The sequence below is a fragment of the Szabonella alba genome (genome assembly GCF_016765775.1).
Lineage (GTDB): Bacteria > Pseudomonadota > Alphaproteobacteria > Rhodobacterales > Rhodobacteraceae > Szabonella > Szabonella alba.
The window spans coordinates 658,813-681,939 of record NZ_JAESVN010000001.1; the positions used below are offsets into that span (position 1 = coordinate 658,813).

The window sequence follows — 23,127 nt, forward strand, 5'->3', positions numbered from 1 at the left end:
CGGGGTGATTTCCGGAACGATGATCTGCTGACCGAGCGTGCAGGGGGGCGCTGCCCCCCTCTTTGGCTGCGCCAAATTCACCCCCCGGATATTTGGAGACAGAAAAAGGCAGGGAGGGGTGCAACGCGACAACCCGGAAAGACGCGTCACTTCCGGCGATGATGTTCGTCGAGCCGGGGGAAGATCTCGACGAAATTGCAGGGGCGGTGGCGGTAATCAAGCTGCCAGCGCAGAATCTCGTCCCAGGCATCGCGGCAGGCGCCGGGACTGCCGGGCAGGGCAAACAGATAGGTGCCCTGCGCCACCCCGCCCGTGGCGCGGCTTTGCACCGCCGAGGTGCCGATCTTCTGCATCGAGACCATGGTGAAGACGGTGCCGAAGGCCTCGATCTCCTTTTCATAGACATCGCGATGCGCCTCGACCGTCACATCGCGCCCGGTCAGCCCGGTGCCGCCGGTCGACAGGATCACATCCACATCCGGATCAGCGCACCAGTCGCGCAGGCGTGCGGCGATCACGGCGCGGTCATCTGTCACGATGGCGCGGGCGGCAAGGACATGGCCCGCAGCGGTCAGCCGGTCAACCAGCGTATCGCCCGAGCGGTCATCGGCAGGGCCGCGCGTGTCCGAAACGGTCAGCACCGCGATGCGGACGGGAATGAAGTCGCGGCTGTCATCAATTCGGGACATCTGTAAAATCTCCGGTTGTCAGGCGCGGGTCATCAAGGCAAGGCGCAGGGCCAGCAGGCTGAAAATCCCCGCCGTCGCAATGCCAAGAACCCGCGCCGCGCGGGCCGAGGCAAGGCGGCTGCCGAAGCGTCCTGCGGTCAGCCCGACCGCCGAATTGACGATCATGCCGCCCAGCCCGAGGATCGCCCCCAGCATCACGAATTGCAGCACCGGCTGGCCGCGTGCGGGATCGACGAATTGCGGCACGAAGGCCAGCACGAACAGGATCACCTTGGGATTGGCAAGATTGACAAGGAACCCGTCGCGAAAGGCCCCCAGTGGCGAAAGCGGGCGGCGGCGGTCGGGTGTTGCGCCGCCGGATCGCAGCGCGGAGACGGCGAGCCACAGCAGATAGGCCACCCCGATCCAGCGGATCACGTCGAACAGCACCGGCTGGGTCGCCAGCACCGCGCCAAGTCCCGCAGCGGCAAGGCCGATATGGACGAAACAGCCCGCCGTGATGCCCGCCGCCGCCCCGATGGCCGCCCCGGCCCCGCCACGCAGACCCTGACCCAGCGTGAACATCATATCGGCCCCGGGCGTCAGGTTCAGCGCCAGCGCCGCCGGAACGAAGGTCAGCACAGTCAGCAGATCCAGCGGAAAGGACATGGTGGCAACCTTTGTCAGGGGGCAGGTATCAGGAGTTCAGGTATCAGGAGTTCAGGTATCAGGGTGGTCAGATATCAGGCTGGTCAGGCAAGACTGTCCAGCCTTGCGCGGATTTCAAGCAGATCGGCCCATGCCTCGCGCTTGGCGGCGGGTTCGTGCAGCAGATAGGACGGATGGGTGATCGGCATCAGCGGATGCCCCCGCCAGTCCTGCCACTGGCCGCGCAGCCGCAGGATGCCGCGCTGACCCAGCAGGGCCGCGCAGGCGGTATTTCCGGTTGCGATCAGCAGGCGGGGGCGGGCCAGTTCGATATGGCGCGCCAGAAAAGGGCGCATCATCGCGATTTCCTCGGGTGACGGATCGCGGTTGCCCGGCGGGCGCCATGGCATCGTGTTTGTGATGTAGAGCGCGCGGGCCGGGTCGGTTTCCTGTCGCGACAGGCCGATGGCCGCAAAGATCCGGTCCAGCATCTGTCCGGCCGGTCCGACAAAGGGGCGGCCGCTGCGGTCTTCCTCGCGGCCCGGGGCCTCCCCCACGATCATCACATGCGCGCCGGGCAGGCCATCGGCAAAGACAAGATTGCGCGCGCCCAGCTTCAGCTCGCACAGATCGAAAGCCGCCATCGCCTCACGCAGCGCGGGCAGGTCGGGGGCGGCGGCGGCGGCTCGGGCGGCACTGTCCTCGGGCGGCTCGGCTGGGGCGGGGGGCGTTTGCGACGCAGAGGGTTGACGCCCCGGCCTCGCCGCGGCCCTGTCGGGCTGGGCGGCACTGCGCGGCGTCTCAAGCCGCTCGGGCAGGGCATAGGCGTCACAGGGCGTGTCCCCGATCACCTCGGTCACGCCAAGCTCGGCCTGCCAGACCAGTGCCGCCAACGCGCCATGCCAGTCCAGCCCGCCAGCCTCTGCCGCCTGTTCGATTCCCGTCACCTGTTCCATGGCACAAGGCTAGGCGCAGGCCCGGGGCGGGGCAATGCGATTTCGTTCGCGCCCGGGGCGCCGGGTTCGTTCGCACCGGACGCGCCGGGCGATTCCGGCCCCGCTTTGCGGCGGGGGATCGCCGCCGGGGCCGAATTGGCGATTGCCCCGCGCGGATGGCTTTGCGATAAGCCTCCTCGCCAACCGGACCGGAGCAGACATGAGCTTTCGCGCGCGCCACCTTCTGGGCATCCAGCACCTTGCCCCCGATGAAATCCGCAGCGTGCTTGATCTGGCGGAACGCTATGTCGATCTGAACCGCCGCACCGTGAAGCAATCCGATGCGCTGGCGGGGATGACGCAGATCAACATGTTCTTTGAGAACTCGACCCGCACACAGGCGAGTTTCGAACTGGCCGGAAAACGGCTGGGCGCGGATGTGATGAACATGGCCGTCGCACAATCCAGCGTGAAGAAGGGCGAAACCCTGATCGACACCGCGCTGACGCTGAACGCGATGCATCCCGATCTGCTGGTGGTGCGGCACGGATCATCCGGCGCGGTCAACCTTCTGGCCGAAAAGGTGAATTGCGCGGTTCTGAATGCGGGCGACGGGCGGCATGAACATCCCACGCAGGCGCTGCTGGATGCGCTGACCATCCGCCGCGCCAAGGGCCGCATCCAGCGGCTGACCGTCGCGATCTGCGGCGATATCGCCCATAGCCGGGTCGCGCGGTCGAACCTGATCCTGCTGGGCAAGATGGAAAACCGCATCCGCCTGATCGCGCCGCCGACGCTGATGCCTTCGGGCGTCGATGAATTCGGGGCCGAGGTGTTTGACGACATGAAGGCGGGGCTGGAAGGTGCGGATGTGGTGATGATGCTGCGCCTGCAGCGTGAACGGATGGATGGCGGTTTCATCCCCTCGGAACGCGAATATTTCCACCGCTACGGGCTGGATGCCGAGAAACTGGCCCATGCCAAACCCGATGCCATCGTCATGCATCCCGGCCCGATGAACCGCGGGGTCGAGATCGACGGCACCCTTGCCGATGATATCAACCGCTCCGTCATTCAGGATCAGGTGGAAATGGGTGTGGCCGTGCGCATGGCCTGCATGGACCTGCTGGCGCGCAACCTGCGGGCCGAACGCGGCGCGAAGGCGGCGGGGGACATCTATGTCTGAGAGCCGGGCAAACGCGTTTCGTGACGGGGCCGCAGTCTGATGGAGAAGCCGATGACGCTGTTTCTGGAAAACGCGCGGGTGATCGACCCCGAGGCGGGGGAGATCCGCGAGGCCAATGTCATTCTGGACAATGGCCTGATCGCGGCAATTGGCGATGCCTCCGCCCCCATGGATGCCCGGATCATAGATTGCGGCGGCAAGTACCTTGCCCCCGGCATTGTCGATATCGGTGTGAAGATCGGTGAGCCCGGTGAGCGGCACCGCGAATCCTTCCGCTCGGCGGGGCTGGCGGCGGCGGCGGGCGGGGTGACGACCATCATCGCGCGGCCCGATACAGTGCCTGCCATCGACACGCCCGAAGTGCTGGAATTCGTGACGCGCCGCGCGTTGGAATCCTCCCCCGTCCGCATCCGCCACATGGCCGCGCTGACCAAGGGCCGGGCCGGGCGCGAAATGACCGAAATCGGATTTCTGCTGGATGCGGGTGCTGTGGCCTTCACCGATGGCGATCATGTCGTGACCGATACCAAGGTTCTGAGCCGCGCGCTGACCTATGCGCGCAGTCTGGGCGCGCTGGTGATCGGCCATCCGCAAGACCCCGGACTGTCGGCGGGTGCTGCGGTTACATCGGGCAAGTTCGCCTCGCTGATGGGGCTGCCCGGCGTGCATCCGATGGCGGAACGGATCGGGCTGGACCGCGATCTCGGGCTGATCGAGATGACCGGCGCGCGCTATCATGCAGATCAGATCACCACCGCGCGCAGCCTTCCGACGCTGCAGCGGGCCAAGGCCAACGGTCTGCCGGTGACGGCGGGTGTCTCGATCCACCATCTGACGCTGAACGAACTGGATGTGGGCGACTATCGCAGTTTCTTCAAGCTGTCCCCGCCCTTGCGATCAGAAGAGGACCGGCTGGCCGTGGTTGCCGCCGTCGCCGAAGGGCTGATCGACGTGATCTCATCCATGCACACCCCCGCCGATGAGGAAAGCAAGCGCCTGCCTTTCGAAGAGGCGCAGGCGGGCGCGGTGGCGCTGGAAACCTTCCTGCCCGCGATGATGCGGCTTTACCATGCGGGGGCGCTGAGCCTGCCGGACCTGTTCCGCGCGGCATCGCTGAATCCCGCGCGTCTGCTGGGCCTGCCGCAGGGCCGGATGGAAGAGGGCGCGCCTGCCGATCTGGTGCTGTTCGATCCCGATGCGCCCTTCCTGCTGGATCGCTTCACCCTGCGCTCGAAATCGCGCAACACGCCCTTTGACGGGCAGCGCATGGAGGGTAGGGTGCAGGCAACCTTCGTCGCGGGACGGCAGGTTTTCGGGCAGGAGGGCTGAACCATGCCGGAGCTGACGACCGATCCTATGCTTCTGACGCTGGTGGCGGTGCTGTCCTATCTGCTGGGCTCGGTGCCCTTTGGCGTGGTCATCACCCGGGCGATGGGGCTGGGCGATCTGCGCCAGATCGGATCGGGCAATATCGGTGCCACGAATGTGCTGCGCACCGGCAACAAGGCGGCGGCGGCGGCGACGCTGATCCTGGATGCGGCCAAGGGCGGGGTGGCGGTTCTGCTGGCCCGCGCGCTGCTGGGTGAGGATGCCGCACAGATGGCCGCACTTACCTCGTTTCTGGGCCATCTCTATCCGGTCTGGCTGCGCTTCCGGGGCGGCAAGGGGGTCGCGACGTTTTTCGGCACGCTGCTGGCGCTGGCATGGCCGGTGGGACTTGCGGCCTGCGCGACATGGCTGGTCGTGGCGGCGCTGCTGCGGATCTCGTCGGTCGCGGGTCTGGCTGCGGCGGGATCCTCGACCGGCTGGATGCTGCTCTTCGGGCGCTCCGAGATGTTCTTTCTGGGCGTGGTCCTGACAGCCCTGATCTATTGGAAACACCGCGAGAACATGGTGCGCATCAAGGCAGGCACCGAGCCTCGGATCGGCAGCAAGCGCTGACCCCATTGCCCGGCAGTCGCCTTCCCGGGCGGATGGACGGTTGTGCGGGGATATCTTGCCGCGCGTCAAGATTGCGGCTTGCAAATTTCGTGCGGGGCCGCATCCTGTAAAGATCGGAGGAAAGATCCCGCAGGAAAGGCCCGCGACCGGCATGACAAAGATCAGGAACATGGAGGAGTTTGCCCGGCTGACCGGAATTTCACGGCCGACCGTGTCGAAATTCTTCAACGATCCGGCGAGTGTCCGCGTCTCGACCCGCAACCGGATCGAGAAGGCGCTGGAACAATATGACTACCGGCCGAATATCTTTGCCATCAACCAGAACCGCAAACTGACCAAGAATATCGGCATTCTGGTGCCCTATCTGGCCGATCCCTTCTTTGCCGAGATCGCGCGCAAGATCGAACGGCGCTGCATTGATGCCGGATTCTGGCCGATCCTGTTCAGCGCCCATGGCGAACAGAAAACCGAGAATGACATTCTGGACAGTCTGCGATCGCTGAAACCGGCAGGGGCGCTGCTGGCGCCCTTGGGGCGGCGGTCCGACCGCGCGGCGCTGGAACAGTTCTGCCGTGCCGTGCCGACCGTGCTGTTCGACAGCAATATCGAGGGTATCGGCACGGCCTTCATCGGTTCGGACAATGCCCATTTTGTGGGCCAGATCGTCGAATATCTGTGCCGCACCGGCGAGCCGCCCTGTTTTTTCGAGATGCAGCCGGTCAATCCCAACGCCAACAAGCGCCGCAATGCCTATATCGCGGTGATGGAGCGTCTGGGCCATGTGCCCAATGTGCTGCGTGTTGAAGGGGGCGGCTGGGATTTCGAGAAGGTGGGCTATGAGGGCGCGCTGGCCATGCTGGACGCGAATCGCCTGACGACCAACACGGTGCTGTGCAGCAATGACCGGCTGGCCATCGGCTTTCTGACCGCCTGCTATGAACGGGGGCTCAAGGTCGGCTATGCCGAAGGGTGCGCGCTGCGCGTTGCAGGCATCGACGACCACCCGTTTTCACGCTTCACCTGCCCGCCGCTGACCACCGTGGCGCAGGATTACGAATCCGTTTCAAACCGAAGCACTGAAACGCTTTTCCAACTTATCGACAGTGACGGCCCGCCTGCGACGCGGGTCGAGATGCTGTTCGAGGGGCGGCTGGTGATGCGGGCCTCGGCCTGAGGGCGGCTTTTGGCTGTCCCGATAAATTTACGCGCGGCAAGTTTTTATTGACTGCGCGCCGAATTTTGACTTAGCCTGAGAGACATCATCCAAAAGAACAAGGGAGGAGTTCGGATGTCTTTCAGAACGTCACTCGGTCTCGCGAGTGCGCTGGCCGTGGCTGCGTCCATGGCGGCCCATGCCCAGACCCCCAGCGGCACGATCACCATTGCCACCGTGAACAATGGCGACATGATCCGCATGCAGGGGCTGACAAGCGAATTCAACGCGCAATATCCCGATATCAAGGTCGAATGGGTGACGCTGGAGGAGAATGTCCTGCGCAGCCGTGTCACGCAGGACGTGGCCACCAAGGGCGGCCAGTTCGATGTCATGACCATCGGCACCTATGAGGTTCCGATCTGGGGTGAGAATGGCTGGCTGGTCTCGCTGAACGATCTGCCCGCCGAATGGGATGCCGATGACATCCTGCCCGCGATCCGCAGCGGGCTGACCGTAGACGGAGAGCTTTACGCAGCGCCGTTCTACGCCGAAAGCTCGATGGTGATGTATCGCACCGATCTGATGGAAGCGGCCGGGCTGACCATGCCCGAGGCGCCGACATGGGAATTCATCCGCGAGGCTGCCGAAGCCATGACCGAGGGTGATGTCTATGGCATCTGCCTGCGCGGCAAGGCGGGCTGGGGTGAAAACATGGCCCTGCTGTCGGCCATGGGCAACAGCTTTGGCGCGCGCTGGTTCGATGAGGACTGGCAAGCCCAGTTCGACACCGAGCAATGGGCAAACACGATCAATTTCTACATGGACCTGATGACGAATTACGGCCCTCCGGGTGCTGCGAATAACGGGTTCAACGAAAACCTGTCGCTGTTCCAGCAAGGCAAATGCGGCATGTGGATCGACGCCACCGTTGCGGCATCCTTCGTGACCAATCCCAACGATTCCACCGTGGCCGACAAGGTTGGTTTCGCGCTGGCCCCCGATAACGGGCTGGGCAAGCGGGGCAACTGGCTCTGGGCATGGTCGCTGGCGGTTCCGGCAGGTTCGCAGCAGACCGAGGCGGCGAAGGCCTTTGTCGCCTGGGCCACAAGCAAGGAATACACAGCCCTTGTCGCCGAAAAGGAAGGCTGGGCCAATGTGCCCCCGGGCACCCGGCAGTCGCTTTATGACAATGCCGAATACACCTCGGCGGCCAGCTTTGCCGATATGACGCTGCGCTCGATCAATTCGGCCGATCCGACCCAGCCCACCGTCGACCCGGTCCCCTATACTGGCGTGCAATTCGTGGCGATCCCGGAATTTGCGGGTTTCGCGACCGAAGTCGGGCAGGAATTCGCGAATGCGCTGGCAGGCCAGCAAAGCGCGGAACAGGCACTTGAGCGTGCTCAGGCCGTGACCACGGACGCGATGGAAGCGGCAGGCTACTAACGGCTCCTCCCTGGCCGGAGGGCAGGCGCAAGCCGCGCTCTCCGGTCCTTTTCTCTTCGAGTGTATCACGATTCCCGGGCCGGCCAGGCTGCCGTCCCCAGCGGAGGCATGACCATGGCAACGCAGCATTCCCGAACTGCGGCCCGTCTGATGCTGGCACCCGCTGTCATTCTGCTTTTGGGCTGGATGCTGGTGCCACTGACGATGACGCTGCTGTTTTCGTTCAAGCAATATCTTCCGATGCGGGGCGGTGACCTCGGTTGGGTCGGGTTCGACAACTATATCCGCTTTGTGGGATCCAGCGCCTTCTGGCCCTCGGTTGTCACGACACTGGTGATCGTGGGCAGCGTTCTGGTCATCACCATCGTTCTGGGTGTCCTGCTGGCGCTTCTGCTGGATCAGCCGATGTGGGGGCAGGGGGTCGTACGTATCCTTGTCATTGCGCCCTTTTTCGTGATGCCCACGGTGTCGGCGCTGGTCTGGAAAAACATGTTCATGGATCCGGTGAACGGGCTGTTCGCGCATCTGTGGAAATTCTTCGGGGCCACGCCGATCTCATGGCTGTCCGAGGCCTCGATGACCTCGATCATCATGATCGTGTCATGGCAATGGCTGCCCTTTGCGACGCTGATCCTGTTGACGGCGATCCAGTCGCTGGACAGTGAACAGCTGGAAGCCGCCGAAATGGACGGCGCCCCGCCGCTGTCGCGTTTCGGCCATATCATCCTGCCCCATCTGGGGCGCGCCATCGCGATTGTCGTGCTGATCCAGACGATCTTTCTGCTGGGCGTCTTTGCCGAGATCTTCGTGACGACCCAAGGGTCCTTCGGTACCCGCACGCTGACCTATCTCATCTTCCAGCGCGTGCTGGAAAGCCAGAATGTCGGGCTCGGTTCTGCCGGGGGCGTCTATGCAATCATCCTTGCCAATATCCTTGCCATCTTCCTGATGCGCATCGTCGGCAAGAATCTGGACAGGTGAGGAACACATCATGGCCCGCGCCGTCACACCCCGCCGCAAAGCCGTCAACACCGCCCTTGCCTGGGCCGTTGGACTGCTGATCTTCTTTCCGATCCTCTGGACGATCCTGACCAGCTTCAAAACCGAGGCCACGGCAATTGCCGATCCGCCGGTCTGGTTGTTCTTCGACTGGACGCTGGAAAACTATGCCGTCGTGCAGGAACGCTCGGACTATTCGCGCTTTCTGTGGAATTCGATCATCATCGCAGGGGGCTCGACCCTTCTGGGGCTGATCATCGCCATTCCGGCCGCATGGTCGATGGCCTTCGTGCCCTCGCGCTTTACCAAGGACATCCTGCTGTGGATGCTGTCCACCAAGATGCTGCCGGCGGTGGGGGTGCTGTATCCGATCTACCTGATCTTCATCCAGTTCGGACTTCTGGACACGCGGATCGGCCTGACCGTCGTCATCATGTTCATCAACCTGCCGATCATCGTCTGGATGCTCTACACCTATTTCAAGGAGATCCCCGGCGAGATCCTTGAGGCGGCACGGATGGATGGTGCCACCCTGCGGGAGGAAATCCTGTATGTCCTCACACCAATGGCCATTCCGGGCATCGCCTCGACGGTTCTGCTCAACGTGATCCTCGCCTGGAACGAGGCGTTCTGGACGCTCAACCTGACGGCGGCCAAGGCCGCCCCCCTGACGGCCTTCATCGCCAGCTATTCCAGCCCCGAGGGCCTTTTCTACGCCAAACTCAGCGCGGCCTCGACCATGGCCATCGCGCCGATCCTCATTCTGGGCTGGTTCAGCCAGAAACAACTTGTGCGCGGCCTGACCTTCGGCGCGGTGAAATAAGGAGAACAGTGATGGGACGTATCGTTCTCGAACAGGTGACGAAAAGCTTCGGCGAGGTCACCGTCATTCCGCCGCTGGACCTGACGATCGAAGACGGGGAATTCACCGTTTTCGTCGGTCCGTCGGGCTGCGGCAAATCCACCCTGCTGCGGCTGATCGCGGGGCTTGAGGATGTGTCCTCGGGCAGGATCGCGATTGACGGCACGGAGGCGACGGCGCTTTCGCCGTCGAAACGGCGGCTTGCGATGGTGTTCCAGTCCTATGCGCTTTACCCGCATATGACGGTGCGCAAGAATATCGCCTTTCCGCTGCGCATGGCGGGGATGGACAAGGCTGAACAGGAACGCCGCGTGACGCAGGCCGCGTCCGTTCTGAACCTGACGGATTATCTGGAACGCCGCCCGGGGCAGTTGTCGGGCGGTCAGCGCCAGCGTGTGGCCATCGGCCGGGCCATCGTGCGCGAACCGTCGGCCTTTCTGTTCGATGAACCGCTGTCGAACCTTGATGCGGCGCTGCGGGTCGGCATGCGGCTGGAAATTTCCGAACTGCACAAGCGGCTGGCCACGACGATGATCTATGTCACCCATGATCAGGTCGAGGCGATGACCATGGCCGACAAGATTGTCGTGCTGCGCGCGGGCCATATCGAACAGGTCGGCAGCCCGCTGGACCTTTATCACAATCCGCGCAATGTCTTTGTCGCGGGCTTCATCGGGTCGCCGACCATGAACCTGATCACTGGGCCCGAGGCCGCCAAGCACAATGCCAGGACTATCGGCGTGCGGCCCGAACATATCACGGTTTCGGCGACCGAAGGCCCCTGGTCGGGCACGGTTGCGGTTTCGGAACATCTGGGTTCGGACACGTTCTTTCATGTCCATGGCACGGGGCTGGCGGACTCGATCACCGTGCGCGCCGGTGGCGAGGTAGGTTTCCGTCACGGTGACCGCATCCACCTGACCCCGCGTGCCGATGTCATCCACCGTTTCGATGACAAGGGGCTGCGGATCGCATGAAGCGGCTTGAAGGGAAGACCGCCCTGATTACCGGGGCGGCGCGCGGGATCGGTCTGGCCTTTGCCGAGGCCTATCTGCGCGAAGGCGCCCGCGTCGCCATCGGCGATATCGACATCGCCCGCGCCCGGGCCGAGGCCGCGCGCCTCGGCCCGCATGTGATGGCGGTGGACCTGGATGTGACGAAAGATGACAGCATCGAGGCGGGCGTGGCGGCGGTCGCCGCACAGTTCGGCCAGATCGACATTCTGGTGAACAATGCCGCGATCTTCACCGCCGCGCCTTTGGTGGACATCAGCCGCGCCGATTATGCCCGCACCTTCGACATCAATGTCGCGGGCACGCTGTTCACGATGCAGGCCGTTGCCCGGCACATGATCGAACGCGGGATCAGGGGCCGGATCATCAACATGGCCTCGCAGGCCGGGCGACGCGGGGAATCGCTGGTCGCGGTCTATTGCGCGACCAAGGCGGCGGTCATCAGCCTGACGCAATCGGCGGGGCTGAACCTGATCCAGCATGGCATCAATGTGAATGCCATCGCGCCCGGCGTGGTGGATGGCGAACATTGGGACGGGGTCGATGCCTTTTTCGCGAAACATGAAGGCAAGGCTCCGGGACAGAAAAAGCGCGAAGTGGGCGAGGCCGTGCCCTATGGCCGCATGGGCCGCGCCGGGGATCTGACCGGAATGGCCGTGTTTCTGGCCTCGGATGAGGCGGAATATATCGTGGCGCAGACCTATAATGTGGATGGCGGCCAATGGATGAGCTGATCCCGCTTTCGCAGGCCAGTTTGGCGCGCCTGCCCGCATCCGTGCGCGTGCCGCGCTATGATCGTGGGGCGCTGACGCCCGGCATCGTGCATATCGGTCTGGGCAATTTCCACCGCGCGCATCAGGCCTGGTATCTGCACCGGCTGTTCGACATGGGTCTGAACCATGACTGGGCGATCATTGGCGCAGGCGTGCGGGCCAATGACGCGCAGATGCGCGACCGGCTGCTGGCGCAGGACTGTCTGACAACGCTGATCGAGCTGGACCCGGCCGGAAAATCGGCCGAGGTCACCGGCGCGATGATCGGCTTTCTTGCCGTGGAAGAGGGCAATGCCCCCCTGATCGCGCAGATGGCGGATCCGGCGATCCGCATCGTCGCGCTGACCGTCACCGAAGGCGGCTATTACCTTGATCCGGCAACGGGCGGGCTGGATGCGGCCCATCCCGATATCGTGCATGACGCCGCCCATCCCGACCGTCCGCGCACGGCCTTCGGCGCCATGGTCGCGGCATTGCGGATCCGGCGGGACCGGGGCACGGGTCCGTTCACGGGGCTTTGCTGCGACAATCTGCAGGGCAATGGCGCGGTGCTGCGCCGCGCGGTCGTGTCGCTGGCGCAGTTGTCGGATCCCGATCTGGCGGCATGGATCGACAGCGCCTGTTCCTTTCCCAATTCCATGGTCGATTGCATCGTGCCCGCCACCGGCCCGCGTGAAATCGCGCTGGCGCGGGATCTGGGCATCGCCGATGCCGCCCCCGTCACGCATGAAAACTTCCGCCAATGGGTGATCGAGGACGCCTTCTGCGCCGGGCGGCCCGACTGGGACCGCGTGGGGGCGACCTTCTCGGATGACGTCCATGCCTATGAGATGATGAAAATCCGCATCCTGAATGGCGGACATCAGATAATCGCGGCCCCGGGCGAAGTGCTGGGGCTGACGACGATCGCCGAAACCATGGCCGATCCGGGGATCCGCGCCCTGCTGCGCCGGGTCGTCACCGAGGAAATCGCGCCGCATGTCGCGCCGGTGCCGGGGATCACACCGCAGGATTATCTGGACCTGATCGACCGGCGCTTTTCCAATCCCGAGATTGCCGATACGACGCGCCGTGTTGCCTTTGACGGCTCCAGCCGACAGCCGGGCTTCATCCTGCCCTCGATCCGCGACGGGCTGCGCAGCGGCGCGCCGGTTGCAGGGCTGGCGCTGGTTTCGGCCCTTTGGGCGCGCTATTGCCGGGGCCTGCGCGAGGACGGGCGCGAGATCGCGCCGAATGATCCGCATTGGGGCCGGCTGCAGACCGTCGCGCTGGCGGCGGAAAGCCGGCCGATGGCATGGCTGGAACAGCGCGACCTTTACGGCGATCTGGCTGCCGAGCCGCGCTTTGCCGGTGCCTTTGACGGCTGGATGCAACAGATGCGCGAGAATGGGGTCGCGGCGGTGATTGCCGCCTATTGCCTGTCCTGACCATCGCGCGCGGCGGGACTATGGATGTGACGGGGACGTGGTGCTTGCCTCCATGGGATGATTGGTTATATTATTTTACCAGTTTCCCGGGAGAGGATCGCCATGGACATGCCCCAAGCCAATCCTGCGGTGCTGTCGCGCAAGGCAGAGCTTGTGGCCGCCCTGCACGGCTTGCTTCCCGGCGATGCGGTCATCTGGCAGGAGGAGGCGCTGCGTGCCTATGAATGCGATGCGCTGACCGCCTATCGCTGCCCGCCTTTGGTGGCCGTTCTGCCGCGCAGCACCGAGGAGGTCGCGGCGGTGCTGCGGCTGTGTCATTCCATGGGCGTGCCGGTCGTTCCGCGCGGATCGGGCACCAGCCTTGCCGGGGGGGCGCTGCCGACCGCCGATTGCGTCATTCTTGGCGTGGCGCGGATGAACGGTGTTCTGGAAACCGATTATGACAACCGCTTCATCCGCGTGCAGTCGGGCCGCACCAACCTGTCGGTGACCGGCGCGGTCGAGGCGGACGGATTTTTCTACGCCCCCGACCCCTCCAGCCAGCTTGCCTGCGCGATTGCGGGTAATATCGCGATGAATTCGGGCGGGGCGCATTGCCTGAAATATGGTGTCACGACCAATAACCTGTTGGGTGTGACCATGGTCACCATGGCGGGCGAGGTGCTGGAGATCGGCGGGCCCTGGCTGGATGCGGGGGGCCTTGATCTGCTGGGGGTGATCTGCGGGTCGGAAGGGCAGTTGGGTGTGGTGACCGAGGCGACCCTGCGCATCCTGCCGAAACCCGAGGGTGCGCTGCCGGTGCTGATGGGGTTTGACGCCAATGAGGTAGCGGGGGAATGCGTGTCCGATATCATCAAGGCGGGCCTTCTGCCTGTCGCGATCGAATTCATGGACCGGCCCTGCATCGAGGCGACCGAAGCCTTTGCCAAGGCGGGCTATCCGATGTGCGAGGCGCTCTTGATCGTCGAGGTCGAGGGCAGTCGCGCCGAGATTGACGAACAGATCGCCCGCATCCGCGAGATTGCCATGCGCCACAATCCGGTGGAGTTCCGCGAGGCGGCGGATGAGGATCAGGCAAGGCGCATCTGGCTGGGCCGGAAATCGGCCTTTGGGGCGATGGGTCAGATCAATGACTATATGTGCCTTGATGGCACGATCCCGGTATCCTCCCTGCCGCATGTGCTGCGCCGCATCGGGGAGATGAGCGCCGAGTTCGGGCTGGATGTCGCCAATGTCTTCCATGCGGGCGATGGCAATATGCATCCGCTGATCCTGTTCGATGCAAACAAGCCCGGCGATCTGGAACGCTGTGAGGCCTTCGGGGCCGAGATCCTGAAGCTTTGCGTCGAGGTGGGGGGCTGCCTGACCGGGGAACATGGTGTGGGGATCGAGAAACGCGACCTGATGACGGCGCAATATGCGCCCGACGATCTGGAGGCGCAGTTGCGCATCAAGGATGTGTTCGATCCGGAATGGCTGCTGAACCCGGCCAAGGTGTTTCCGCTGCATGTGACGGCCAGCCGCCGTGCGGCCTGAAATGTCCGGGGGGGCTGCTGTCTGCCCCAACAATGTAGCGCCGGGGGGCTGTCTGCCCCCCGGACCCCCCGAGGATATTTCGGAACAGATGAAGGGGCAGCGAATGCGGCCTGCGAATGAGGCGGAACTGGCAGAGGCGGTGCGGGCGGCAAATGGCCCGCTGCGGATTTCTGGTGGCGGGACGCGGGGTATTGGTCTTGCGTCGGGTGAGGCGCTTGCGACCGGGGGGCTGTCGGGGATTCGGCTTTATGAACCCGGGGCGCTGACGCTGGTGGCGGGGGCGGGCACGCCACTGGCCGAGGTAGAGGCGGCATTGGCCGCCGAAGGGCAAAGGCTGGCCTTCGAGCCGCCGGATCTGCGCGGGCTGCTGGGGCGGGACGGCCAGTCGACGCTGGGCGGGGTGGCGGCGGCCAATGCCTCGGGTCCGCGCCGTGTACAGGCCGGGGCCTGCCGCGACAGCATGATCGGGCTGCGTTTCGTCGATGGCAGCGGCACGGTCATCGCCAATGGCGGGCGGGTGATGAAGAATGTCACCGGCTATGATCTGGTCAAGCTGCTGGCGGGCAGCCATGGCACGCTGGGGGTGCTGACGGAACTGGCCTTCAAGCTGCAGGCCCGGCCCGAGGCCGAGGCGACACTCATCTGCCGGGGGCAGGGGGCAGAGGCGGGAATCGCGGCGCTGACTGCCGCCCTTGGCACGCCCTTTGACATCAGCGGTGCGGCCTGGCTGGATGCGGGCGCGACCGGCGCCGATGCGCGCACGCAGGTGCGGGTCGAGGGGCTGGCCGCCTCGGTCGCCTACCGCGCGGGACGGTTGCGGGATGGTGTGCTGCGCAATTTCGACATTGTCGAGGGGGAGGCCAGTGCGGCCCTGTGGCGCGAGGTGCGCGATGTGACGCCGTTTGCCGGGCGGGCCGGGGCGGTCTGGCGGCTGTCGGTCACGCCGACGCTGGCTGCGGGCGTGGTGGCGGCGATCCGCGCTGCGGGCCATGATGACCTTGCGGCGATCCATGACTGGGGCGGCGGGCTGATCTGGCTGCTGCTGCCCGTAGCCGGGGATGCCGAAAGCGGCGATGCGGGGGCGGGCGCGGTCCGGGATGCAGTGGCGCAGAGGGGCGGGCATGCGACGCTGATGCGCGGCCCGGCGGGTATTGCCGCCTTTCCGCCGCAACCCCCGGCCCTTGCGGCGATCGAGGCAGGGCTTCGGGCGCGGTTCGATCCGCGCGGGATCCTCAATACCGGATTGATGGGATAGGCCATGCAGACGAATTTCACCGCCGAACAGCTTGCCGATCCCGACACCGCGCGGGCCAATGACATCCTGCGCTCCTGCGTGCATTGCGGGTTCTGCACCGCGACCTGCCCGACCTATCAGGTGCTGGGGGACGAGTTGGACAGCCCGCGCGGGCGGATCTATCTGATCAAGGACATGCTGGAAAAGGACCGGCCTGCCGATGCGCAGACGGTCAAGCATATCGACCGTTGCCTGTCCTGTCTGGCCTGCATGACGACCTGCCCTTCGGGCGTGCATTACATGCATCTGGTCGATCATGCCCGCGCCCATATCGAGGCGACCTATCGCCGCCCCCTGATGGATCGCGTCCTGCGGCGGGTGCTGGCGGCAGTGATCCCGCATCCGACGCGGTTCCGGCTGGCGCTGCTGGGGGCGAAGATCGCGCGGCCTTTCGCGTGGCTGATCCCGGATGCGCGGTTGCGCGCGATGCTGGCCATGGCGCCGAAAACCATTCCCCCCGTCAGCCGCAATGACGATCCGCAGGTCTTTGCCGCGACGGGCGCGCGGCGGATGCGGGTGGCGTTGTTGACAGGCTGCGCGCAGAAGGCGCTGAACACCGATATCAACGATGCGACCATCCGGCTGCTGCGGCGTCTGGGATGCGAGGTTGTCGTGGCGCGCGGCATGGGCTGCTGCGGGGCGCTGACCCATCATATGGGCCGCGTGGAAGACAGCCATGCCAGTGCGGCGGCCAATATCCGCGCCTGGATGGCCGAGAAGGCAGCCGGGGGTCTTGATGCCATCGTCATCAACACCTCGGGCTGCGGCACGACGGTCAAGGATTACGGCCATATGTTCCGCAAGGGTCCGCTGGCCAGTGATGCGGCAGAAGTGTCGGCGCTGGCGCTGGATGTGTCTGAACTGCTGGCGCGGCTGGATCTGCCGCAGGGCGGGGCGCTTGTCGGGGCGCGGGGCCTGCGTGTCGCCTATCACGCGGCCTGTTCATTGCAGCATGGCCAGCAGGTGAAATCGGCGCCCAAGGATCTGCTGAAACGCGCGGGCTTCGAGGTGGTGGAACCCGCCGACAGCCATCTGTGCTGCGGCTCGGCGGGAACCTACAACTTGCTTCAGCCCGAGATTTCGGCCGAGTTGAAACGGCGCAAGGTGGCCACCCTTGAGGCAAAGAGCCCCGATGTAATCGCGGCCGGCAATATCGGCTGCATGATGCAGATCGGATCGGCCAGCGGGGTGCCGGTCGTCCATACGGTCGAACTGCTGGACTGGGCCACGGGGGGGCCGGAACCGCGGGCCTTGCGGGAAATGTTGCAAGCGTTCTGAGCAGGTCATAAAATCGCCCAGATGCGGGCCCAAGGAACAGCCCTGTCCGGAGGGTCCATGTCTGCCAGAATGCTTGCCTTTTTCCTGACTGCCCTGATTGCGGTGGCCGGGGTTTCCGCTGTGCCTGCCTTGGCGCAGGACGGTGCCTTGCGGCAGCTGGAAACCGGCGATGACAGTCGTGGCTGGAACGCGGTCGGGCGGCTGAACATGGGGCGGCGCAGTTTCTGCACCGGGGCGCTGATCGCGCCGCAACTGGTGCTGACAGCGGCGCATTGCCTGTTCGACAAGACCACCGGCAACCGCATCCCTGTCTCCGAGATCGAGTTTCTGGCAGGCTGGCGCAATGGCCGTGCTGCGGCCTATCGCGGCGCGCGGGCGGCAGTGGCGCATCCCGATTACACCTATGGCGGTGCCCGCATGGCGCGCGTCGCCCATGACCTTGCGCTGATCGAACTGGATCAGCCGATCCGCCTGCGGTCGATCCAGCCTTTCGGCACCGGATTGCAGCCGGAAAAGGGCGACCGGGTGGGCGTGGTGTCATACGCCTATGACCGGTCCGAGGCGCCTTCGGTGCAGGAGGTCTGCGAGGTTCTGGAGCGCCAGCCCGATATCCTGATGTTGTCCTGCACTGTCGATTTCGGATCCTCGGGCGCGCCGATCTTTGCCATGCGTGACGGGGTGGTGCGCGTGGTCTCGGTGATCTCGTCCAAGGCTGAATATGCCGGGCGCAATGTCGCCCTTGGCACCGCGCTGGAGGGCCCGTTGCAGGAATTGCGCGCCACGCTTGAGGCCGGGTCAAGGCCGTTTCAACAGGCCGATCCGTCGCGCCGCATGATGGAGGCGGGGGCGGGAAGCAGCGCGAAATTCCTCAAGCCTTAAATTCCTAAAGCTCTGAGGCAGGGCCTGGTTCCTGCGGTCCTGCAAGGCGGGGCAGGGCATTGCCGCGCCGCTCACATCGCCGTGAACGGGTCGGTGGGGCCGCGCTCTTGAAACGCACCAAAAACCTTCCCAGATCAAGTGCAGCCGGATGCCAGCAAGGGTCCGGCGTCCCGGCCCGTCCCGACACGGGAGGGCCACCAGACGCATCGCTTTACGGAGGATGACATGCGCAATCTCGACTTCGCACCGCTTTACCGGGCCACCGTCGGTTTCGACCGGATCGCCGATCTGATGGACCGGGTACTGGCCACCGATGTGGCCCAGCCCACCTATCCGCCCTATAATATCGAAAAGACCGATGACCATGCCTATCGCATTTCGGTCGCGGTTGCGGGCTTCGCGCCCGAGGAACTGACCGTCGAGGTCAAGGAGGCGACACTGGTCATCGCGGCCCGCAAGGCCGATGAGGATGGTGAACGCCGCTATCTGCATCGCGGCATCGCGACGCGCGCCTTTGAACGTCGTTTCGCGCTGGCCGATCATGTCCGCGTGACCGGGGCCAGCCATGAAAACGGCATGCTGCATATCGACCTTGTGCGCGAGATGCCCGAGGCGCTGAAGCCCCGCCGGATCGAGATCGCGCGGCAGGCGGATACCGCCCGCACCCGCGTTCTGGACAAGTCCGCGACCGAGGCCCAGACCATCGACGCCTGAATCCGGAAACAAAGCCTGAATCCGGAAACAAAATGTTACAGCGCGCGCCCCAATGGGCGCGCGTTTGTCATTTCCAGAGGATTTTCCGCCTGAGCGGCGCGGGCGGCGGCTTCTGCCCCGCTGTCTGCAGGGGATGCCGTGCTTTCAATTGTCGTGGGACGTGATACCGTTTTGTCATCCGTGGGGGCGGCATGACGGTTTCGGAAAAGGCGGGGCGCGGGTGTGAAAGTCCTTGTCGCAGACGACCATGACCTTGTGCGCGAGACCATCGCGGCCTTCCTGCTGGCCGAAGGCATTGCGGATGTGGAAACCGCCGCCTCGCTGGATGAGGCAATGGAGAAGATGCGCCTTGGCGGGTTCGATCTGGCCTTGCTGGATTTCGACATGCCCTCGATGCAGGGCTTTGCGGGGCTGGGGCTGGCGCTGGACGCCTCATGCGGCAGGCCGGTGGCGCTGATGTCGGCCAGCATATCCCGCGAACTGGCCGAGGCGGTGCTGGAGGCCGGGGCCATCGGCTTCGTGCCCAAGAAAATGCCCTCACGCGCCATGGTCGCCGCTGTCCGCCTGATGGTGCGGGGCGAAAGTTTCGCCCCCATCGGATTGCTGCGATCCGACCTTGCGCCGGGGGCACCGCTGGCGATGCTGACCCGGCGTGAGATTTCGGTGCTGCGCGGCATCTGCGAGGGCAAGTCGAACAAGGAGATCGCCCGCGACCTGACGCTGCAGGAGGTGACGGTGAAGCTGCATGTCAAGACGCTCAGCCGCAAGCTGGGCGCGAAGAACCGCACCCATGCCGCGATGATCGCGCGCAATGGCGGGATGACTTAACCCTTTGGACCGCTGGCGAATTCCGCGATCCGGTCACAGGCCACCGCAATCACCGCATCGGGTTGTGTCAGGCTGAGCCGCAGCCAGCCCCGCAGCGTTTCCCCGAACGAACCGCCGGGCATGGCTGCAACGCCGGTGCTTTCCAGCAGTGCCATGGCAAACGCCTCCCCATCCGGGGTGATCGCACTGACATCGAGAAGCGCGAACATGCCAGCCTGCGGGCGATGGACGCGCAACCCCGCAACCCCCTCCAGCCGGTCCGCGATCATATCCGCCCTTGCGGCAAAGCGCGCGCGCATCCCGTCGGCCACGGTCGGCGGCTGCATCAGCGCCTGTGCGGTCATATCGGCAATGAAGGGTTGATTGCCGAACAGCATTGTCTCGGACAGTGGCAGCAGCGCCGCGGTCAGACCCTCCGGGGCAACGCACCAGCCGGAACGGAATCCCGGTGCTGCATGGGATTTCGAGATCGAGGAGGCGACCACCACCCGGTCGGCCAGTTCCGGCAGATCCAGCGGAGATGCGAAGGGAGCGCCGTCAAAGACCAGATCCTCATAAACTTCATCGCTGAGGATCCACAGATCGTGCAGCCGGGCCAGTTCGCCGATCCCGGCCAGATCCGCCCGCGACAGCACGGCCCCGGTGGGGTTATGCGGGCTGTTGAGGAAGATCACCCGGGTTGCGGGTGTGATCCGCGCCGCCAGATCGGCGGCGGTCATGCGAAACCCGTTCTCGGCCCGCAGCGGCACCGGCACCATCCGGGCGCCCGTGGCGGCGATCAGCCCTTCATAGGTCGCATACATCGGATCACCGATCAGAACCTCATCCCCCGGGCCGGTCAGGCCGGTCAGCACGGTGTAAAGCACGGTCTGCGTGCCCGGAAAGCACAGGATCCGGTCGGTTCCGATCTCATGGCCCCGCCGGGCGCTGTAGCGCGCGGCCAGCCCGCGCAAAAGCCCCGCCTCACCCCGCCCGTTGCTGTAACCCGTGCGCCCGTCCCGCATCGACCGGGCCGCGACCTCGACCAGTTCGGGAGGGGTCGGCACATCGGGTTCCCCGATGGTCAGTTCGATCACGTCGCGCCCTTCGGCGCGCAATTCGCGGGCGCGGAAATGGACCTGCCATTTCGCGCCGCCAAGACCCGCCAGCCGGTCGAGGATTGCCGCATGTTTCATCGTTATTCTGTCCTTGTTTCCGGGGGGGCGGGTTCATCAGTGAAGGGCGGGGGCAGATGCGCGGCCAGGTCCAGCCCGAGGATCGCGCCCACGGCCTGCAGACCGATGGTGACAAGTTCCCCCTCGTCAAAGGCGTCAGGAAGGGCCGAGCCTTCCAGCCACAACCCGTCGATCACGCCGTTGCAGGCAATCGCATCGGCGCGCAACTGCCGCGCATCCGCCTGCCGGGGCAGGGCCGCAATCAGCCTCTGCAACTGGTCGCGATATTCCAGATAGGTGGCACGGTGGACTGCCCTGATCCGCGCATCGCGCCGGACCAGATGCAGAAAACCCGCCCACAGCCCCATCGCATCCGGGTCCATCACCGGCGGGCGCAGTGAGGCTGCGACAAATCCCGCCAGCCGCGCCTCGGCACCGTCGCCGACATGCGCGATTGCGGCAAGGCTGTTTTCGGTCATCCGGCCCATGATCCGGCCATAGGCGGCGAGCATCAGTTCATCCTTGCCGTCAAAGTAATGCCGGATCAGCCCCGCCGTCACCCCGGCCCTGTCGGCAATCGCGCGCACGGTTGCTGCCTCGGGGCCGCTTTCGGCCATCAGCGACAGGGCCGCCGCGATCAGCGCCTCGCGCCGGGCTTCCTCTCCCTGCCGGATGAATTTGCGCCGGTCCTCGGTCATGGGCGCTCCAAAACTATACGCTTGCATAAATACTATTCTGCGGGCTTACTGGAAATGTCAAAGCCCTGTGGAGCGAAATGTCGCAAAACCCGCCCGAGACAAGACCCGAAGCGATCAGGATCGAGAACCTGCACAAATCTTTCGGCACACTGGATGTGCTGAAAGGGGTGTCGCTTGTAGCGCGTGAAGGCGATGTCGTGGCGATCATCGGCGGCTCGGGTTCGGGCAAGTCGACAATGCTGCGCTGCATCAATTTTCTGGAAACCCCCAGTTCGGGCCGGATCGTGATCGGTGGCGAAGAGGTCGCAATGCGCCCCGATGGCAGCCCGGTCAGCCGCCGCCAGATCGAAAGGCTGCGGCGGCGTCTGGGCATGGTGTTCCAGAGCTTCAATCTGTGGACCCACAAGACGGTGCTGGAAAACCTGATCGAGGTGCCGGTGTATGTTCTGGGCGTGTCCCGGGCCGAGGCGGTGGAACGGGCCGGAAAACTGCTGGCACGGGTCGGGCTGGCGGAAAAATCCGGGGTCTATCCGGCCTTCATGTCGGGCGGCCAGCAGCAGCGCGCGGCGATTGCGCGCGCGCTGGCGATGGAGCCGCGCGCCATGCTGTTCGATGAACCCACATCCGCGCTGGACCCCGAACTGGTGGGTGAGGTGCTGGGCGTGATCCGCGATCTGGCCGCCGAGGGCCGCACGATGATCCTTGTGACCCATGAGATGAAATTCGCCCGCGAGGTGGCCAGCCATGTCATCTATCTGCACAATGGCCGGATCGAGGAGGAAGGCCCGCCCGAGGCCTTGTTCGGGGATCCGAAATCGGAACGGTTGCAACAGTTCCTGAAATCCGTGTCCTGACGCGAAATGTTCGAAATTCATAAGAAAGCCGGGGTAAACCCGTATAATCCCAACAGAAAGGTCGAAAAAATGAAAAAGATCCTGCTGACAACACTTGCAGCCCTCAGCTTTGGCAGCGCCGCAATGGCGCAAGAGGTCAAGGTTGGAATCGCCGCTGAACCCTATCCGCCCTTTGCCAGCCCCGATGCTGCCGGCAACTGGATCGGCTGGGAGATCGAGATGATCGGCGCGGTCTGTGCCGCGGCCGAACTGGACTGCGTGATCACCCCGGTCGCCTGGGACGGGATTATTCCGTCGCTGACCTCGGGGCAGGTCGACGCCATCATGGCCTCGATGTCGATCACCGAGGAACGGCTGAAAACCATCGACTTCTCGGACAAGTATTACAACACCCCGACCGTGATCGCCGTGGCCAAGGGATCGGGCATCGCGCCGACGCCTGAAGGGCTGGCAGGCAAGATCCTTGGGGTTCAGGTCTCGACCATCCATCAGGATTATGCGCAGACCCATTTCGGCGATGCCGAGATCAAGCTTTACCAGACGCAGGATGAGGCCAATCAGGATCTTGTCGCGGGCCGTATCGACGCCACGCAGGCTGACAGCATCGCGCTGGATGCGTTCCTTGCCTCGGCCGAAGGCACAGCCTGCTGTGAAAGCGCGGGTGCCGTGGCGGATGATCCGGCGATCCTTGGCCTTGGGGTGGGTGTCGGACTGCGCAAGGGTGAGGACGATCTGAAGGCGAAATTCAACGCCGGCATTGCCAAGATCCTTGAAGACGGCACCTATGAAACGATTTCGGCGCCCTATTTCGACAGTTCGATCTACGGCGGCTGACACT

23 protein-coding genes are annotated in these 23,127 nt (G+C 64.7%); 18 read left to right on the plus strand and 5 right to left on the minus strand.

All coding sequences use genetic code 11. From position 1 onward, the window contains the following. Window positions 1-146 precede the first annotated feature (146 nt). From moaB to JL811_RS03020, 3 genes are all read right to left on the minus strand, one after another. Complete coding sequence (gene moaB, locus JL811_RS03010; protein WP_202686816.1) at window positions 147-689, minus strand: molybdenum cofactor biosynthesis protein B; 543 nt, start codon at window positions 687-689, stop codon at window positions 147-149. Window positions 690-707: 18 nt separating this feature from the next. Next, window positions 708-1,337, minus strand: a complete 630-nt coding sequence (locus tag JL811_RS03015) for a LysE family translocator (RefSeq protein ID WP_202686817.1) — start codon at window positions 1,335-1,337, stop codon at window positions 708-710. Window positions 1,338-1,420: 83 nt separating this feature from the next. Further along, complete coding sequence (locus JL811_RS03020) at window positions 1,421-2,272, minus strand: uracil-DNA glycosylase (protein ID WP_202686818.1); 852 nt, start codon at window positions 2,270-2,272, stop codon at window positions 1,421-1,423. Window positions 2,273-2,471: 199 nt separating this feature from the next. On the opposite strand from JL811_RS03020, the gene JL811_RS03025 reads away from it, so the two are divergent. The 16 genes from JL811_RS03025 (at window position 2,472) to JL811_RS03100 (ending at window position 19,583) form a co-directional block, all read left to right on the plus strand. Beyond that, window positions 2,472-3,437, plus strand: a complete 966-nt coding sequence (locus JL811_RS03025; protein ID WP_202686819.1) for an aspartate carbamoyltransferase catalytic subunit — start codon at window positions 2,472-2,474, stop codon at window positions 3,435-3,437. Window positions 3,438-3,488: 51 nt separating this feature from the next. Then, on the plus strand, window positions 3,489-4,766 hold the full coding sequence (pyrC, locus tag JL811_RS03030) for a dihydroorotase (RefSeq protein ID WP_202687192.1): 1,278 nt from the start codon (window positions 3,489-3,491) through the stop codon (window positions 4,764-4,766). Window positions 4,767-4,769: 3 nt separating this feature from the next. Continuing rightward, on the plus strand, window positions 4,770-5,378 hold the full coding sequence (gene plsY / locus JL811_RS03035; RefSeq protein WP_202686820.1) for a glycerol-3-phosphate 1-O-acyltransferase PlsY: 609 nt from the start codon (window positions 4,770-4,772) through the stop codon (window positions 5,376-5,378). 151 nt (window positions 5,379-5,529) lie between these two features. Beyond that, on the plus strand, window positions 5,530-6,552 hold the full coding sequence (locus JL811_RS03040) for a LacI family DNA-binding transcriptional regulator (protein ID WP_202686821.1): 1,023 nt from the start codon (window positions 5,530-5,532) through the stop codon (window positions 6,550-6,552). Window positions 6,553-6,666: 114 nt separating this feature from the next. Beyond that, on the plus strand, window positions 6,667-7,980 hold the full coding sequence (locus JL811_RS03045) for an ABC transporter substrate-binding protein (RefSeq protein ID WP_202686822.1): 1,314 nt from the start codon (window positions 6,667-6,669) through the stop codon (window positions 7,978-7,980). Window positions 7,981-8,094: 114 nt separating this feature from the next. Then, complete coding sequence (locus JL811_RS03050; RefSeq protein ID WP_202687193.1) at window positions 8,095-8,961, plus strand: carbohydrate ABC transporter permease; 867 nt, start codon at window positions 8,095-8,097, stop codon at window positions 8,959-8,961. A gap of 10 nt (window positions 8,962-8,971) precedes the next feature. Beyond that, the gene (locus JL811_RS03055) at window positions 8,972-9,802 is read left to right on the plus strand and encodes a carbohydrate ABC transporter permease (RefSeq protein WP_202686823.1); all 831 of its coding nucleotides are present in this window, start codon (window positions 8,972-8,974) and stop codon (window positions 9,800-9,802) included. A gap of 11 nt (window positions 9,803-9,813) precedes the next feature. Next, a complete protein-coding gene (locus JL811_RS03060) occupies window positions 9,814-10,818 on the plus strand; it encodes an ABC transporter ATP-binding protein (RefSeq protein ID WP_202686824.1) in 1,005 nt (334 codons plus the stop codon). Continuing rightward, window positions 10,815-11,588, plus strand: coding sequence for an L-iditol 2-dehydrogenase (locus tag JL811_RS03065; protein WP_202686825.1), 774 nt, complete (start codon window positions 10,815-10,817; stop codon window positions 11,586-11,588). The genes JL811_RS03060 and JL811_RS03065 overlap by 4 nt, the downstream gene beginning before the upstream one ends. Then, window positions 11,576-13,054: a mannitol dehydrogenase family protein gene (locus JL811_RS03070; protein ID WP_202686826.1), complete on the plus strand. Its 1,479-nt coding sequence runs from the start codon at window positions 11,576-11,578 to the stop codon at window positions 13,052-13,054. The genes JL811_RS03065 and JL811_RS03070 overlap by 13 nt, the downstream gene beginning before the upstream one ends. Before the next feature lie 102 nt (window positions 13,055-13,156). Then, complete coding sequence (locus JL811_RS03075; RefSeq protein ID WP_202686827.1) at window positions 13,157-14,590, plus strand: FAD-linked oxidase C-terminal domain-containing protein; 1,434 nt, start codon at window positions 13,157-13,159, stop codon at window positions 14,588-14,590. Between the two features lie 103 nt (window positions 14,591-14,693). Next, window positions 14,694-15,845 carry an FAD-binding protein gene (locus tag JL811_RS03080; RefSeq protein WP_202686828.1) on the plus strand — a complete coding sequence of 384 codons (1,152 nt, stop codon included), beginning with the start codon at window positions 14,694-14,696 and terminating at the stop codon, window positions 15,843-15,845. 3 nt (window positions 15,846-15,848) lie between these two features. Further along, window positions 15,849-17,162 (plus strand): glycolate oxidase subunit GlcF, encoded by a 1,314-nt coding sequence (glcF, locus tag JL811_RS03085; protein ID WP_202686829.1) that lies wholly within the window; start codon window positions 15,849-15,851, stop codon window positions 17,160-17,162. A 57-nt stretch (window positions 17,163-17,219) separates the two neighbouring features. Next, complete coding sequence (locus JL811_RS03090; protein ID WP_237684746.1) at window positions 17,220-18,041, plus strand: trypsin-like serine peptidase; 822 nt, start codon at window positions 17,220-17,222, stop codon at window positions 18,039-18,041. Between the two features lie 225 nt (window positions 18,042-18,266). Then, window positions 18,267-18,755 (plus strand): Hsp20 family protein, encoded by a 489-nt coding sequence (locus JL811_RS03095; RefSeq protein WP_202686830.1) that lies wholly within the window; start codon window positions 18,267-18,269, stop codon window positions 18,753-18,755. Between the two features lie 222 nt (window positions 18,756-18,977). Then, entirely contained in the window at window positions 18,978-19,583 is a 606-nt protein-coding gene (locus JL811_RS03100; RefSeq protein WP_202686831.1) for a response regulator, read from the plus strand. On the opposite strand, the gene JL811_RS03105 is transcribed toward JL811_RS03100, so the two are convergent. Together JL811_RS03105 and JL811_RS03110 are read right to left on the minus strand one after the other, a co-directional pair. Beyond that, on the minus strand, window positions 19,580-20,758 hold the full coding sequence (locus JL811_RS03105) for a pyridoxal phosphate-dependent aminotransferase (RefSeq protein ID WP_202686832.1): 1,179 nt from the start codon (window positions 20,756-20,758) through the stop codon (window positions 19,580-19,582). The genes JL811_RS03100 and JL811_RS03105 overlap by 4 nt on opposite strands. Window positions 20,759-20,760: 2 nt before the next feature. After that, window positions 20,761-21,435 (minus strand): TetR/AcrR family transcriptional regulator, encoded by a 675-nt coding sequence (locus tag JL811_RS03110; protein WP_202686833.1) that lies wholly within the window; start codon window positions 21,433-21,435, stop codon window positions 20,761-20,763. 77 nt (window positions 21,436-21,512) lie between these two features. On the opposite strand from JL811_RS03110, the gene JL811_RS03115 reads away from it, so the two are divergent. Continuing rightward, window positions 21,513-22,289, plus strand: coding sequence for an ABC transporter ATP-binding protein (locus tag JL811_RS03115; RefSeq protein WP_202686834.1), 777 nt, complete (start codon window positions 21,513-21,515; stop codon window positions 22,287-22,289). Between the two features lie 69 nt (window positions 22,290-22,358). After that, window positions 22,359-23,123 (plus strand): transporter substrate-binding domain-containing protein, encoded by a 765-nt coding sequence (locus JL811_RS03120; RefSeq protein WP_202686835.1) that lies wholly within the window; start codon window positions 22,359-22,361, stop codon window positions 23,121-23,123. Window positions 23,124-23,127 lie beyond the last annotated feature (4 nt).

Bases quoted from the DNA above. Each gene is read 5' to 3' on its own strand.
- moaB (WP_202686816.1), bottom strand. From the start codon at position 689: ATGTCCCGAATTGATGACAGCCGCGACTTCATTCCCGTCCGCATCGCG.
- JL811_RS03015 (WP_202686817.1), bottom strand. From the start codon at position 1,337: ATGTCCTTTCCGCTGGATCTGCTGACTGTGCTGACCTTCGTTCCGGCG.
- JL811_RS03020 (WP_202686818.1), bottom strand. From the start codon at position 2,272: ATGGAACAGGTGACGGGAATCGAACAGGCGGCAGAGGCTGGCGGGCTG.
- JL811_RS03025 (WP_202686819.1), top strand. From the start codon at position 2,472: ATGAGCTTTCGCGCGCGCCACCTTCTGGGCATCCAGCACCTTGCCCCC.
- pyrC (WP_202687192.1), top strand. From the start codon at position 3,489: ATGACGCTGTTTCTGGAAAACGCGCGGGTGATCGACCCCGAGGCGGGG.
- plsY (WP_202686820.1), top strand. From the start codon at position 4,770: ATGCCGGAGCTGACGACCGATCCTATGCTTCTGACGCTGGTGGCGGTG.
- JL811_RS03040 (WP_202686821.1), top strand. From the start codon at position 5,530: ATGACAAAGATCAGGAACATGGAGGAGTTTGCCCGGCTGACCGGAATT.
- JL811_RS03045 (WP_202686822.1), top strand. From the start codon at position 6,667: ATGTCTTTCAGAACGTCACTCGGTCTCGCGAGTGCGCTGGCCGTGGCT.
- JL811_RS03050 (WP_202687193.1), top strand. From the start codon at position 8,095: ATGGCAACGCAGCATTCCCGAACTGCGGCCCGTCTGATGCTGGCACCC.
- JL811_RS03055 (WP_202686823.1), top strand. From the start codon at position 8,972: ATGGCCCGCGCCGTCACACCCCGCCGCAAAGCCGTCAACACCGCCCTT.
- JL811_RS03060 (WP_202686824.1), top strand. From the start codon at position 9,814: ATGGGACGTATCGTTCTCGAACAGGTGACGAAAAGCTTCGGCGAGGTC.
- JL811_RS03065 (WP_202686825.1), top strand. From the start codon at position 10,815: ATGAAGCGGCTTGAAGGGAAGACCGCCCTGATTACCGGGGCGGCGCGC.
- JL811_RS03070 (WP_202686826.1), top strand. From the start codon at position 11,576: ATGGATGAGCTGATCCCGCTTTCGCAGGCCAGTTTGGCGCGCCTGCCC.
- JL811_RS03075 (WP_202686827.1), top strand. From the start codon at position 13,157: ATGGACATGCCCCAAGCCAATCCTGCGGTGCTGTCGCGCAAGGCAGAG.
- JL811_RS03080 (WP_202686828.1), top strand. From the start codon at position 14,694: ATGCGGCCTGCGAATGAGGCGGAACTGGCAGAGGCGGTGCGGGCGGCA.
- glcF (WP_202686829.1), top strand. From the start codon at position 15,849: ATGCAGACGAATTTCACCGCCGAACAGCTTGCCGATCCCGACACCGCG.
- JL811_RS03090 (WP_237684746.1), top strand. From the start codon at position 17,220: ATGTCTGCCAGAATGCTTGCCTTTTTCCTGACTGCCCTGATTGCGGTG.
- JL811_RS03095 (WP_202686830.1), top strand. From the start codon at position 18,267: ATGCGCAATCTCGACTTCGCACCGCTTTACCGGGCCACCGTCGGTTTC.
- JL811_RS03105 (WP_202686832.1), bottom strand. From the start codon at position 20,758: ATGAAACATGCGGCAATCCTCGACCGGCTGGCGGGTCTTGGCGGCGCG.
- JL811_RS03110 (WP_202686833.1), bottom strand. From the start codon at position 21,435: ATGACCGAGGACCGGCGCAAATTCATCCGGCAGGGAGAGGAAGCCCGG.
- JL811_RS03115 (WP_202686834.1), top strand. From the start codon at position 21,513: ATGTCGCAAAACCCGCCCGAGACAAGACCCGAAGCGATCAGGATCGAG.
- JL811_RS03120 (WP_202686835.1), top strand. From the start codon at position 22,359: ATGAAAAAGATCCTGCTGACAACACTTGCAGCCCTCAGCTTTGGCAGC.